This is a genomic window from Furfurilactobacillus rossiae DSM 15814, assembly GCF_000428925.1.
GTDB lineage: Bacteria > Bacillota > Bacilli > Lactobacillales > Lactobacillaceae > Furfurilactobacillus > Furfurilactobacillus rossiae.
On sequence record NZ_AUAW01000008.1, the window covers coordinates 15,427 to 30,801 of the forward strand.

The 15,375-nt window shown below is 44.4% G+C and carries 7 protein-coding genes and 1 pseudogene; all 8 read right to left on the reverse strand.

Features of this window, described 5'->3' with window-relative positions:
- Positions 1-82: 82 nt before the first annotated feature.
- Complete coding sequence (locus G400_RS0106510) at positions 83-1,123, reverse strand: hypothetical protein (RefSeq protein ID WP_017261294.1); 1,041 nt, start codon at positions 1,121-1,123, stop codon at positions 83-85.
- Positions 1,124-1,442: 319 nt separating this feature from the next.
- Positions 1,443-9,305, reverse strand: a complete 7,863-nt coding sequence (locus tag G400_RS0106515) for an MBG domain-containing protein (RefSeq protein WP_318238955.1) — start codon at positions 9,303-9,305, stop codon at positions 1,443-1,445.
- Between the two features lie 621 nt (positions 9,306-9,926).
- A pseudogene (locus G400_RS16610) lies at positions 9,927-10,025 on the reverse strand (KxYKxGKxW signal peptide domain-containing protein); the annotation flags it as partial.
- A 901-nt stretch (positions 10,026-10,926) separates the two neighbouring features.
- The gene (locus G400_RS0106525) at positions 10,927-11,697 is read right to left on the reverse strand and encodes a LiaF transmembrane domain-containing protein (protein ID WP_017261297.1); all 771 of its coding nucleotides are present in this window, start codon (positions 11,695-11,697) and stop codon (positions 10,927-10,929) included.
- The gene (locus tag G400_RS0106530; RefSeq protein WP_017261298.1) at positions 11,694-12,152 is read right to left on the reverse strand and encodes a LytTR family DNA-binding domain-containing protein; all 459 of its coding nucleotides are present in this window, start codon (positions 12,150-12,152) and stop codon (positions 11,694-11,696) included. The genes G400_RS0106525 and G400_RS0106530 overlap by 4 nt, the downstream gene beginning before the upstream one ends.
- An 85-nt stretch (positions 12,153-12,237) precedes the next feature.
- Entirely contained in the window at positions 12,238-13,275 is a 1,038-nt protein-coding gene (locus G400_RS0106535; protein WP_017261299.1) for a LacI family DNA-binding transcriptional regulator, read from the reverse strand.
- A gap of 12 nt (positions 13,276-13,287) precedes the next feature.
- On the reverse strand, positions 13,288-14,229 hold the full coding sequence (locus tag G400_RS0106540; protein ID WP_017261300.1) for a phosphoglycerate dehydrogenase: 942 nt from the start codon (positions 14,227-14,229) through the stop codon (positions 13,288-13,290).
- Between the two features lie 13 nt (positions 14,230-14,242).
- Positions 14,243-15,016: a glucose 1-dehydrogenase gene (locus G400_RS0106545; protein WP_017261301.1), complete on the reverse strand. Its 774-nt coding sequence runs from the start codon at positions 15,014-15,016 to the stop codon at positions 14,243-14,245.
- Between the last annotated feature and the right edge of the window lie 359 nt (positions 15,017-15,375).

A 15,375-nucleotide genomic window follows, 5' to 3' on the forward strand; every position in this document is an offset into this window, starting at 1 on the left:
ACATTTTCGGCCCTGCGTCTAAGCCTCGTTGGCACAAAAAAGCCTCCACCATAGATGGTGGAAGCTTTTTAAAATGATTCAATTATTGATTGGAAGTTGCAGTAGTAGCGATTGACTTCAAGTAGTTGTTAGAGTCAACTAACGTAGCACCTGAAACAAGGTTACTCTTCTTGCTTACGGTCTTGTTAGCTTGAGTCGTGATTTGTGCAGCAGTCTTACCAGCAGCCCACTTGTTGATGGCGTTGATTGATTGCATACGACCTTGCTTAGACTTAGCAAGTTTCTTCATCAAAGCAGAGTACTTCTTGTCGTTGGCTTGCTTGGAAATCAAGATTTCGTTACTCTTGTAACCTTCTTTACCAAACTTGGAGTAACTGTTTGGAACACCCTTGTAGCCCTTGTTTTGCTTTGTGTTAATGAACTGGAATTCGTCAATGCTTGAAGCAGCAACTTTGTCACCACTCATGGCAACTGTCGTAACAGCAAATGATTCATTACCATGTGGGGCACCATTAGTTTGCTTCAGCACAACATTATCACCAGAAACTTTGGATCCCTTAGTGGTGTAACCTTTGGTAGCCGCATCAGCGATAGCCTTAACGTAACCGTTCGTGCTGGTTAAAGTAGCACCAGAGATAACCTTCTTCTGCATTGCCTTGTTCTTCTTAGCAGCAGCGTAAAGTTGACTAGCGGTCTTGCCCTTGACATAGTTCTCAATGGCAGTCAAAGATTCTTCACGGCCCTTAGTTGAATGAGCAATATTCTTCATCAGTGCAGAGTATGCTTTGTCGTTGTTAGCTTTGGAAATTAAAGTTTCGCCCTTCTTGTAACCTTCTTGGCCAAACTTTTTGTCACTGTTAGGAACACTGGTAAAGCCCTTCGACTGTGATGTCTTGATGAATTGGAATTCATCAACCTTAGCAGCCAAGATCTTCTTACCTTTCATGGCAACAGTCGTAACACCAAATGATTCGTTGTTGTGAGGACTGCCATCCAATTGTTTGATGACAACTTGGTTATTATTTGAACTAGCCTTAGCAGTTCCTGATGGTAATACTACTAATGAACTGCCCATGGTTAATGCTGCAGCAACAGTAGCTGCCTTCATACCTAATTTGTTCATTATGTAATGCACCCCTTGTGATTTAATTTTCATACTCTTTACAGTAATAAATTTTAGCACTGCAATTGGCGTTTGTATAGCGATTTTTGTAAGCGATTACTAAACTATTAGTATCATCTTCTGTTATCTTTTTTAGCCAATCAAACCTTTTTTCAATAGATTGCTCAATTAGTCCCTATTTAAGTTACATTTTTGAACATTTAAAGATGGTTCTCCCAGTGACGAGGTAAAATTGACAAAATAAAACGACGATTCTTAAATTTTTAAGAATCGTCGTTCATGTCTAAATGCAGTTCGCTAATAAAACATTCCACAGGCTTTAGTTACGCTCACGTCTAAGTTTGCGAACAGCCGCAAATATTAAGCAATTAGTGAAGAGACTAATGCCAATAATCAACGTTACATTCGAATTTTGCTCACCAGTATTTGGCAAAGCATTCTCTTTTGAAGGTGCCCTTCGTATCGTTTTATGAGCTGCAACAATTGGTGCAGCCAACTCTCTTACTGTTTGAGCAATAAACGGCACAGTGGTACGGCGTGTATTGATTGTCATTGTTACACGTGGAACACTCAAAGTTGCCGCTTGTCCGGGTGCAACTTTAGTTAATGCACTTGTTTGTGCAGGTGTCACTTCAGTAGTAACACTTGTGTGCGTAAATTTAGTTTCAGTTGAAAAACTGGGCGTCGGCGTTTGTGAACGTGATTCAGTTTTAGCTGGAATCGTCGGTACAGCTGTTTGTGTAGGTGTTTGTTCCGAATGGTTCGGCGTTGCCGAAGGACGTTGCGGTGCATTAGGCGTCTGAGGCTGATTGCCACTGGGTTTATTAGGATTCCCCGGATTCGTCGGTGTACTTGGCGGTGTCGTTGTCGAAGTCCGTGGGTCAATCTTCAGCGAACCAGCCGTAACCGTGATTGTGTAATCCGGATTATCACTCCCGGTAGCCATAATAGATATCGTGTAAGTGCCGACATTTTTGTCATTACTGATGTCAGTCATTGTGTACTTCAATGCCGTCCCGTTTGCCGGTTGACCAGTAATTTTCGCAACATCGTCAGTTCCGGTATAAGCATTCCCGTCATACGTCTTTTCCAACGTTGGCGCACCAATAGTAATCGCAACCGGCGTAATCGTGTAACTTCCAGTTAATTGACTGTCATCAATAGAAAAATCAGCTTGCTGGGTTACCTTACCATTTGCATCCTTAACTTCACCGAAGTGCGCTGCAATGGCAGCCTTGCCTGCATCGTTCACTGTCCAAGTATATGTGCCAGCATCCTTGACTGAGCTGTAAGGAATTACTTCTCCCTTGGCATTCTTATAGGTGAAATCAGTTTTGGGGTCCAATGAAATTGAGTCAGGAATCTGCGTCAAATCACCCTTCTTGTTTTTAAAAGTGATTTTGGTGAAGTCCTTCTTGTCAGCGCTTGAATCATCCGTACCAATATCATTGCCATTATAAGCACGAGAGCCATCATTAACGGAAACGTCTAATGGATCAGCGGTAATTGTATATTCACCACTATCTAGCGAGTCATCAGACAACAAGAAGTCCAAATCTAGATTTTCACCATCTGCATTGCCCAGTCGTTGATAAAGTGCTTTTTTACCAGTAGCGCTCAGCTTCCAAACATACGTTCCAACATTCTTAGCGTCACTAGCCGCAATTGGCGTTGTGCCGTCAGCTAAGAAATAGCTATAGTCTTGCGGATCAGTCAACTTCAAATCAGCTGGTACCGTTGTTGATTTAGTCGAATCTGTTGGGTTAAAGAAGTAGGTTGGTACATAAGCTGTGCCGTCCGAATTAGTGTTGTCATCAGCAACTGATTTACCATTATAAACTCGTGTTGCGTTCTTAGTCGTTGACTTGATTGGCGCTGGCTTAATTGTTAACTTACCAGCCACAATCTTATCAACAGTCGACTTGCCAGCAGCATCAGTAATCGTGTAGTCCGGGTTAGCAGCCTGCAAATCTTTAATTCCCTGGTCACTAAGGGTAACAGTATAGTCACCCACAGGATCTTTGAGCGGATCTTTGGCGGTATTCGTTTTAGCGTAACTTCTTGTAAAGTCATCAGCTTGCCACCCTGTTTTAGGGGCTTTCAACCATGATGACAAACCTGTCACAGTATACGGTGTTGTTGGATCCGCCATCCCATAAAACTTGGATTGCGTCCCAATCGTAGCAGCCACTTTGGCTGGCGCATAATTCCACACTAGCTTATCCGCCGTCGTTACGCCGCTATTGCTACCCCAACCATGAGTAGCGCTATAAGTTGTCGTACCATCGGCATTGTTTGTTAACTCAGAGGATGGAACAGGCGTGCCATTAAAGGTTACACTCGTAATAGCGTATCCCGCAACTGCCTTTGAAGTGAGGCTATCAGTACTCTTCAATGCCTTGCCATCAATATCCGTGTAGGTTGGCTTCGTTACGTTTGCAGGTAACCCAGTACTGTCTTGCGTCAAGTCATTGGTCAACGTCAAAGCTAAGTAAATCCCAGAATCAGCTGGTGAATCAGTGCTGGCACCAGCAATCAAAATCGCACCATTTTGCAAACTGCTGTCCGGTGTCGAACTCGTATCCAATGTCGCCACGACATGAGCGGTCCCATCAGCGTTCAAGGAGATTGCCATAGACTTAACGCTACCCCAATTGTCAGAGCTATATAACGAGTACCCCTTTTTAACATCAGTCATTGAAGAATTGTTCGTCAAAACCAGCGTCTGGCCTTGAGCTAGCAACGTTAATTCTTGCGTGCTCAAAGCACTCGCTGGCACATCAAATGTGTAAGTGTGCGCGGTCGCATCATAGCCAGAACCACTCTTGGACACATCAATCGTGGCCGCTTTCGTGTAATTCTCTAAAGCAGGTTCGGCTTTTGTTTCAACATATAAGGCATTGTTTAAAACTGGAGTCGTACTGCCAGTGACCGTTTTTTGATCAGTTAACCAGCCGTTTAATGGCAGCCCATCTTGATAAGCATCAGCCATGAAGTCCAGATCATCAGCCCGTGTTTTTGGTGTAAAGGTGACGGTGACCGTTTTGGCAGCTTTGTTCACAACCGCCTTAACATCATACTTCGTCGAAGTATTGGCGTCAGGTGTAAACGTAACCGTATTCCAGTCATAATCTGAAGCTTCTTTGCTTAGATCAATGGTTTCAGTCACACCATCAGCAACCGTGGCCGTCTTGTTGACAGTAACCGTTGGCTTGTTTGGCGTCACGCCTTGAATAACCCCGACCGTTTTGGCGTACAGATAGGTCTTGTCATTTGTCCCAAACTCAACGGTGGCGTTATCGATATTGACACCAGTTGGGTCGTTAGTTGCTGTTCCGTTAATTAGTTTGTAAGTCGCCCCATCAAAGTTAGCTGTCTTATCGGCCGCAATGGTGGCGGGAACTGTTGCGGAATACTCACTGCCCAAAGCCATGCCTGTCTGGGTATTCGGTGTTTGAAGATCGGCAGTAGTAGCCGCATAGTCGACATTAGTGGACTGACCATTTTGGGTGACGGTTGTATTAGCACCACCAGCAGCCGGTTTATATGACACTTTGACGTCAGCTTGCATTGTCATGTCAAGCGTTAACCCCGCCATTGGATCGGTAGTATCAGCACTGGCTGGCACATATTTGCCAGTCGAATCAACCGTAAATGGTAGCACTAATTTAATGTCATTTTTCTTAGTTTGAGCATTGTAGTTACTGGTGGCAGCCTCTGGGTCAAAAGTAACGACAACATCCCCATTAGCTTTCAACGTAACAGCACTGACACCTTTGGGTAGAGGCATTCCATTAATCGCACCGGTGTACGTCTTTGAATCGGTACCGTCAGACTTAGCCCACTTTTCAATGTAGTCAGTAACCAAGCCGTTAGGATCACTCGACTTGGTTGCGCCAACAATAGCCGCATTCGTGAAAGTATACTGATGATCGGCATTAACTTGTTTTGAATCCGATGTATCAATCGTTTGTGGAATCGTGGCTTGACTCTTGAGAGTAGCATCGACCTGAATGTTCATGACATCATTGTACTGATCAATTAACGCCGGACCCGTGTGATTACTTGAATTAGACCAATTAATCGAGTACTTGCCGTCCTTAGTATCCGTGATTGCCTTTATCAAAGCAGCTTTATCGGCGTCAGTAGTTGGCGTGTAAGTCAACGTCTTAGTCCCATCGTCGTATGCCCAACCAGTTGGCAAGTTAGTGACACTCAACGTTCCATCGCTCTTTAACCAATCAAAGACCGACGTACCACTGTTGCTATCAGCCGTCTTAGCAGGATCGAATTCAGATGAAGACTTTACCACTGTTTTGCCAGAAACCGGATCAGTCATCGTCCCTAGGGTAATCACGACTTTGGGAGTCGACCCAGTGACATCAATTGTCGCCGTCGTACCTGTCTTCGAATTTGAAGCGTTAGTAGCCAAATACTGAATGGTGGTCGTCGTGTTTTCCGGTTCACCGTAATAAGCTGGTGTACTTGGCGTCGTTGTTGAATCAACACTTGCACCATTGACAGTCCCTTGATAGGTCAAACCTTTTGTGTTGGGTAAAGGATTGCCTTGAGCATCCTTCTTATTATCGTAGACACTGTTAATACCAATGCCGCCAAACTTTGGATCAACCGTGTCTTTGGTAAAGAGCACCCCTTGATGCAGCGCACTTACCGGCGTCACAATCGTGGTCGATGTCATCGACGGTTCAACGTTTGCCCCCATTGAAACAGTCGCCGTAGCAGTCGTCCCGTTATTGACAACATCCAAATTATTAATCATCTTAGCTTGAACGCCAATTTCGTGCACGGTGATTGCGTCATTCAAACTCCTTGTAATCTTGACATAAGATGAGTTGAGGTCGTTAGGACCAGCATCTTGATTTGTAACTATGATAGGTGAATAATCGTTAGCAGCAAGCGTGCCTTCAGCGTTCTTGGCCGATTCCTTGCCCTTTGTATCATAGACCTGGTAGTTAACACTGCCATCGGTATTTAGGGTTACATTGACATATGAGCCGTCGAGATTAGTAATCTTTTCTTGCTTAAATTGCCCGTAGGCAGTCTTCACATTAGTCGTTTTGTCGACAACACCATCGGCATCAGTGACCGGATCAATTTCCAGTGAGCTAGTGGCATTATCGTTAGCGATTGGATTGCCATTTTGATCATTATTCTCAAAGAAGCCGGCATAAATTTGTTGATTCGTCAGTGAATTATCAGTGTTCCCCTTTGCATTTCGGTAATCGGTATCAGCCGTCTGCTGTTTTAGGGTGATTTCGCTTACAAATGATTTTCGATAATTCCAACCGGCTTGGTAAACATTTCCAGTTTCAGTCCCGTCTGTAGTTACTTTGGTACCAGTACTCTTCGTTGTAACTTCACTTTGAGCATCCCGCACAAACGTATAACCAAGCGTTCCATCACCGTTGTCAGCAATTGTGACATCGGTATATTTAGGGTTAGCCGTATCTAGGGCAATGTTGCTATTTAACTGTAAACTGTCGTATTTAACTTGCACTCCGCTGACTGAAGCACCAGAGTCGAGTGTAACTGTAGCTGGGACAACCGCCCCGCTGTCAGACCCACTGGGATTACTAGTCCCTCTAACAACCAACTCCATCGTCGCAATGGCGCCAAGTTTAGGGTCCGTTGAATTGGCAGCTCGGTTAATCGTGACAACCGTTGTCGTACCGTCAGCATTACTATAATTAGCAGTCCAAACGGTGGATCCATCGGGATTAGTCGTTGTTAGGACGGGAGTAATGGTATCAGTAACACTGCTCTTGTTTTCAAATTGATAGGTGCTGTTTGGGGTATCGACAACCGCTTGATCAGCAGTCGCTGGGGTCACATTCAAATGTTTTTGAACCGCAGCATACCCAGCTTCATAAGCCGGAATTGCGACTGATTCCTCATGTACATAAGCATAGTTAATCGCATTTTGAATAACTTGCTGAGCATTGGCGGTATTGGCGGCACTCAAGTCACTGCTCTTAATCGTTGTTTCAGCGGCTGGGGTCACCGTAGTAACTCCTGATACGGGCGTGGTTTTACCAGTTGAGTCAGTTGTTTCTGAATAAGGGGCTGTATAAGTCACGTCTCCATTTAAGGTGATGTTATTGTCATTAACTTTAGCAACCAAGGACGGTGTTGCTTTTTCGGCATCAGCTAAACTTTGTGCAACTGGATGACCATTATGAGAATCACCACTTTTTATGACGTAAGCGTCGGCATCTTTAATCGCATTTTCAATGATATTATTTGGCGTACCATCGGTATTGGTGAAATAACTATTGTAAAGTGCACTAAAAACTTTGTAATAGACGTAAGAATGCTGAGAGTAATAGATATATTGACTGCCAGACAGTGCCCCATGATTGGTAGCGCTTGGCAAAAAGGCAGTCGCACTCTCTAATTTCGTTAAATCTTTATTATTAATTGCCAACTGAATGTCGGACAAAAAGTCCGTTTTCGCCTGATTGGCCACATTCAAGGCCAACTGGTACATGTCATTTTGGGCAGCAGTCGCAATCCAATCAGCATTAGTTGCTGAATAACCTTCAGATTGAAAATCACTGCCAACAACAGCATCCTGCTTTCCACCATTCTCTGTATTGATTCCGTTAGCAGCAATGCTATAACTATATGGTTTGCCTGTTAAAACCGAATAAATCGCTAGGTCCAAAGGAGACCAGACACCGTCTGTAGTGCCAGCATTAGTACTCCCTAAGGGCGTGTTACCATTACCAAAGTGAGATGTAGGAAAATCTCCATCCGTTTTAGCTTCATACCCTGATAAATAGGCCTTAGCATATCGATATGCATAACGGTAAATTTTCTGTTGGGTAGCATTATAATCACTAGAGTAAGTTATGTTTTTAGCAACGGGTGTCGTCGCATAATTTAAGGCCAGCGCCGAACCCTTCAAGGCATCGGTAGTTGCCTGTTTAAATGCAGTATTAACAATGTTCTCCCACTCATCGTAGTAGGCCCGTAAAGTCGTAGTAGCCAATGATTGTTCAAGTTTAGTCAGATTATTAAAACTTGCTGGAACATTCCCGTATGCAGATGAAGGAAAGTTGTCAGCATTCATGAACGCAGTTTTAACCGTGTCAAAAGTTACAAAAGAAACGCTAGAGACACCTTTCCCTAAAGTAGGTAAAGTGCTGTTGATTCTTTGCAATGTGTAGTCTCCGGCTGCCTGCCCAATTTCATTCAAGAGGACAGCATGACTTTTATCTACACCGTATCCACCATTATCACTGACTCCAGGGGTACTATCAGACGTATTCGTTCCAAAGGCGTCCTGAAGTTTAGATGCTTCACTATCATCACCGGTCAGCCAGACTAATGCCATCGCATGCCCACCATCATAGGCCTTAACCAGATTGCTATCCGTTGCAGTATTCGTACTAAAACTATTTAAGGTGGTTATCAACTGATTAAAGTGAGTATGGGCAGTACCAGCGCTATCTGTCCCCGCATCGTTATAGCCCTGAGTCCCGTAGTACAAGCTATTACTTGTATTATCGGTGCTTTTTACGAGCCACAAATAATAAGCTTCAGCGGTAATGCTCCCCTTCACGAAGCTTTTCATAACATCTGCGTATCCTCGTTGGCCATCGCTAGTATTGACCGATAAGGGACCCATTCCACTCTTATATGCAGTACTATTGGAAAGCGAATTCCAATCGATTTTAGCAACGATTTGATTTGCCCAAGAAGTAATAATTGCTTGAACTTGATCATTGATCGTCTGTTGGGCACTACTCGTGTCAGCGGCCTTTAGCTCAGCTAATTGTTGACTAAAATCAGGAGCATCCAAAGCAGTGCCAGTCCAATCAGAAAATGCTTGTCCAGTCCCCGAACCAGCCCCGCTCCAAAATGCTTGTGCAAACACGCTAAGTGCATCATTTTGGCCAGTCACGTAGTCATCGGTAGCCGCATCTTTAAGATTAATTTCTATTTTTTGAATATGTGCATTTGTTAATGCTTGCTTAACTTGCTGAACATCGTCGGCGGATGCACCTGCTGGTAAATTAACAATCAAGGTACCATTTTCGTCATACTGAGTTTGGGTACCTTTGACGAACTCACTCGGTTTAACCAAACTCAGTGCTTGTAAGCTATTAACTGCCGACACGCTGGCCGCCGTATTAGGGCTGACTGACACCAATGTCATCGCTGAACTGTTTGTTTCAACTTGAGAGACCTCTTCTTTACGGTCACTATTAGCAGTATCTAAATGTGTCGGGGCTACGGCTGCAGTCGGAGCTGTTTGAGGTGCACTGGCAGATTCGTCAGCCTGTAACGAGGCAACGGTTGCCGCTTCACTTTGACTATTGCCATTTGATGAAACCGCACTTGTCTTTTCTTTTTCTTGATTAGCAGATTTAACCGATGTAGCAGATGCCGTTTGAACGTCTGCGATTGTTTTGCTTTCAGTGCTATTGCTAGTATCACCGCTTGATGCCAAAGAAGCCGCCGAAGCCTTATCGGCGGCTGGGTCGCTGGCAGTCTGAGTTTGGCTAACCTGAGATGCGCTCTGGCTAGTTGAACTAGTATTCTCTGACTGCGCGGTTTCCGATGTTGACGAGCTAGTATCTTTGCTGCTAGCCGTTGTTATGGCACTTGAGTCAGAATTACTTAAAACAAGTGATTTTGCGTCACTTGTTTTGGCTGAATCGGTTGATGAACTTGTGCTGCTGGCTTTCGTTAATGACTGAATCACGGCACTATTTTGCTGTGCACTCGAACTACCACTCGGCAGTTCAGTCCCTGCGTTGTCGCTTGTGTCAGCTTTCACAGGTTTAGTCGTTGACGTCGCCACGGCCGCACCAAAACTCAAGGCAATAATATTTGCAAATACCCAAGCTTTACCCGCTTTATACATTTTATAATGGTTTTTTCGGCCACATGCCTAAACTTGCTTGTTAACATGACTTATCTCTCCTAATGAAACTTTCAGTTCTCTTTAACTCTTTTTTACAAGACGTTGTTTTGAACAGAAGTTAATAAGGCTTCGCTAAGTCTAATGTTGGTAAAGTCAATTTCTGCTGTTAGCGTACTAACTGTATCTTTGTCTAGGATGAACATCCTAAATTTTTTATCTATCAGCTACCTCGAACGGCCACCAGACAACTGCGGCTCTCGCCGTCACTGGTAGTTTTTGATTGCTTTTCAGTTGCATAGTTTTCTGAATTTTGTTCATCGCAGATGCCCCCGATATGTAAATCATTTATTCTTGATGACTTATTCAATAAATTAATATTGAATAAGTTTAACGGTTCACAATTAATCTTTTTGAAATAATGAAAACTAATGGAGACCATGTAATGCTGATATTCTTGCACGTTCCAAACGTACAGGGACAATAAAATACGGATGTATTAACCTAATAAATCCGTAGACTGGTCGATGAAACATTTGTAGCTGGCCCTAAGAATAAAAATTCATAATTTTAAAAATTAAAATCTCGTTAAGCTCAGAATAGTTCAAGCAATCAATAAATTCAAGCACATGTACGCAACTTTGCAACCACCATTTGCCCATTTCACTTTCGGATAATCGTGTGACACAACAGTGTTTAAGTCGACCTATTGGATAAGCAATAGTTTGCATATGAATGAGAAACGTTTCCATTAGAAACACTGTACTTTTTTAAATCATTGTCGTCATTTTGTTTTTTTTAAAACATTCACTACCTTCATCGATCCAATTCTTCAACACATAGCAAAAAGTGCGTCACAACTGTTAGGCATGCACAGCCAACAGTTATGGCGCACTTTTGTACGATATCAATTTTATGCTGATTGTGGAACATCCGTATAGATAATATCAATGTCACCCATTTTAAACGCGCCAGTAATCAGGACATCAGGTCCCGTTTTAGTCGGTTTCACGCCTTTTTCGTTAATGTCGATCATGGTTGCATCCATCTCAACGTCCACGTTCCAGTCTTGGGGAAGATAAAGGTCCACTTCACCCATATTACCGTTGAGGAAAATCGTTGCTTGGTCGCCATTAATCCGAGCTTTATCGAAATAAATTTTGGCCTCGCCCATCGTCACGTTAATATTGGCCTGCTTAAAATCTTCGGACTGAACGTAGCGAACAGCGTTCCCTAAACGAACGTTTACATTGACGGATGACTCATGGTCCGTTTCCGTTGATGTTGTGCCTTGAAATGTTCGGCCATGGTGGCTGGCCCAGCGATTTGCCATAAAGTAAGCATGCCGCCGATAGAAACGGTGACGCAACGGTTGTAACACAAGCGACAAACCAATGCTGAGTAACAACGCTACGCCAAGAATGGTCCACGGCACTAACCCTGTAATACCAAGTGGTTTGGCATACAGCATACTCATAAATGCTAAACTGAAAATGACCCCACTAACGCTAAAGTAAGCAATACTCTTGATTGCTAGCGCGGCCAATATGAGCGTTCCAACAATTGTCCAGGCTCCGAACTGGTAAGTTAGCCAGCCCATTTTAACCGCTAATAATAAACCTGCGCTGATTAAAAAGAATAATCCCCAGAACCAACGACCCCATTTCACTCTCGTACTCATCATGATAATGACCTCATTTCATTTAATCGTTCCTGTAGTTGTTTTGTGTAACGACGTGACGCATAAACTTCTTTGTGGCTCCCAGCAAACGAAACCAGACAACTGGATAGTGACTTATTCAATGCGCTGACGTAGTGCAAGTTGATGATGGTTGATTTAGACACCTGTAAAAAAAATCCAGGTAACTCGTCCACCAGTTCATACAATCGTTGCCTGTTATTGAAGATGTCCAACGCCGTGTGTACCTGCAGCAGCCGGTCAGCGGTTTCAATAAATAAAATGTCATCCAGTGACACGAAGTATTGTGTACTCCCTTGAAAACAAGCAAGGGCGTTTTCGTTCGTGTGGATGCCCACCAAACGTTGTTCAAGCTGTTTGACTTCATCATTTACGGTTGCCGTGCGAATAATGACTTCCGGCTCTTTGCATTCCGGATCAATTTCAACATGAACTTTCAATGGACATCCCTCCCTTATGAACAAGACTAATTAAACGTCGAAACGATAATAAATGAAATAGTATTTGAATGAGCGGTCAGTTTTGCTACGTGAGTGGTCGGTTTTTGGCAAACATGCTCAGAGAGTCGCGTTCATGAAGTGTACTGTCGATCATCGTTAGTGGTTCAACGGTCTGGCCTGCCAGCTGACGGAGAACGTTTGTCGCGACCCGCTGCCCCATCGCTCGTGGCCGTTGTTGAATTGTGGTAATGCCGGGTTGCATCAGCTGTGACAATGACCAATCATCATAGGCCACTAGCCCCACCTGATCAGGAATTTTAATCTGATTCTCCGCCAACACTGTCATCACTTGGAGTAGTAAGTGACCCTGAAGCACGTACAAAGCTGTGTGACCAGCACGGTTTTTCAGAGTCGTATGAAGTTGTTGATACAACTTCGTGTTTGGGGTCTCTGGCTGAACAATGAGTGTTTGCAGCGGTTGGATAAACGTCTGTCGCTCGCAAAGGTCAGTAACTGCCCGATAACGCTCATCACGAGCTGTGTTATCACCCAATGGCGGCGTCACAACAACTAGTTGATCGTAACCGTGGCCGGCAACCGCCCTCGCCAGCTGAACCGAATAACGATAATTATCCGTTGTGACTTGAGGCCAGTCTGTTCCTCGCAATTGACGATCGACGAGGTCAACGACTGGTAATGATTGTTGTAAAAATGCGTAATGCGCAGCTGTAGCACTGACAGGCTGCAAAATAATCCCGTCAACTTGTAGTGCCAGTAGACGCTGCAACTGCTGGCGCTCTGTATCGAGATTGTTATCGGCATTCATCAAAACGATTTGATAGCCCGCTGCCGCTAAAACTTGATCCGCGCCCTTAAATAAAAGTGACGAGAATAAGTTTTCAACATCGGCGACGACCATCCCAATCAGATGACTGGACTGCCGCTTGAGCGATTGTGCTTGACGGTTCAAACGGAAGCCAGTCGCGCCAATCACCTGTTGAATGCGTGTCCGTGTGTCCGCAGACATTTTTTCGTAATGCCCGTTTAGATAACGTGATACCGTGGCGTTTGAAACGTTGGCCTGGGCCGCGATGTCATTAATTGTAAGTGGCTTTTTCGTCATTTCAGGTGCTCCTCACTGTAACGTGTTAACCGCCCATTGTGGTTGCTTACCGTTCAACACACGAACCACTTCACTAGCAGCACCAATCGCCATGCGGTTCATAGACTCTGTTGTGTTTGAAGCAATGTGTGGTGTCAGCAAGATATTATCAAATTGATACAATGGACTAGATAACGGCAATGGCTCCTCGTCAAAAACGTCGAGAGCAGCCGCACGTAACCGTTTGGAATCTAAGGCATCGATCAGCGCTGTTTCATCAACCAATGCGCCACGGCCTAAGTTGATTAAGGCGGACCCAGGTTTCATCTTAGCAAACGCCTCGCGGTTCATGATTTTGCGTGTATCAGACGTCACAGCCGCATGTAAAGTCACGATATCAGATTTTTGCAATAGTTCATCAAAGTTGACTTGCTTAGCAAACATTGTTTTACGTGGGTGCGGATTGGTATACAAAATTGTCATCCCCAAAGCACTCGCCTTTTGTGCCACGAGCTGACCGATCCGACCAAATCCAAATATTCCCAGTGTCTTGCCTTCCAAGTCAAAGCCACGGTGCGTTTGCGGATAATTAAAGTCGCCATGGCGCATATGTTGAGAATCCTGAAACAGGTTCTTCGATACGGCCAAAATATCCGCTAAGGTTGTTTCGGCCACCGTCGATGCGTTCGCTTGCGGCGTAATAGTGACATATACACCATGCTTTGTAGCTACCTGCGGATCAATATTGTCGTAACCAACGCCATGTCGCGCGATTACTTTAAGGTTTGGCAATGCTGGATATAAGTCCTCTGTAAATGGATCAAGCATATAAACGATGCCGTCAACACGATCACCTAATTGACGTAACGTGTCTGCATGTTCGTTTGGCACCTCAATGAGGCTCATCCCATGCTCAGTTAAATAATCCTTGCCGGACTGCTGCCAATTTTCCGGTACAACAACTTGTTTTGTCATAAAGTCTTCCTTTCTATCGCAAGAGATACCCACCGTCGACTGGAATCGTCGCACCAGTAATGTAGTTAGATGCTTCACTGGCGAGAAACACGATGGTTCCCATTAACTCCCGCGGATCCGCCCAGTGACCAGCTGGAATGTGCGCTAAAATTTCTGTGTTCCGTTCTGGGTCGTCCTGTAGTGCTTTCGTCATTGGCGTATCGATGTAGCCAGGGGCAATGGCATTAACCTGAATGTTATCGGGTGCGAGCGCATCGGCATACGCCTTGGTCAAACCAACAACACCGTGTTTGCTAGCGGTATACGGAAAAATAAACTTACCCGCTCTAAACGATTGCATAGATGCGACGTTAATAATCTTGCCATGATGTTGCGGGGCCATCTGTTTAGCCGCCGCGTGTGACAAGTAATAGAGAGCGTTTAAGTTCACATCAATCACGGCGCGCCAATCTTCGTCCGTGAATTTGTCCCAGGTAGCACGTCGCTGTAGGCCAGCATTATTAATCAAAATGTCGAATTGACCAAACGTAGATTGAACAGCGTCCATGATTCGTTGCGGGGCATCAGTCTCAGTAATATCACACTGAATGAACGCAATATCCGCCTGATTATCAGTGGCAAAATTTTTAAGTTCTGGCCAGCCCTTTTGTGAGCGGCTAACAACCAGTACCTTGGCACCAGACTTGAGTAACGCTTGCGTATAAAATGCGCCTAGTCCTGAAGCACCACCAGTCACGATTGCCACCTTATCATCGAGTCGAAACCAACTGCTATCAAAAGTTTTCATGAAGAAATCTCCTTTTTAGGTAAACGTTTAACCTAGCTTTACAAAGGTCAATATAGCTGTTTATCTTCAGTGTGTCAATTAAGTGGTGATGCCAGCTTTGCACGATAAAAAATGCCACACCAGCGTTGATGTGACATTCTCTTCGTCTATTCTTCAGATATGTGTTTTGCAAACGAATTAAACTGTCGTTTCGTCAGGCTGAAACGCCGTTCCATGGGACCGGTCTCAGCCCGAAGTACACGGTCTTCGCCCTCGACTTGAAGTCGCAAAACCATCGTCTTCAAGCTCGTCCTGTAATACTAAATGGTCAAGACCATACCATTAAGTATTACCTTCACGGAACTCTGTTTCTGCCTGAC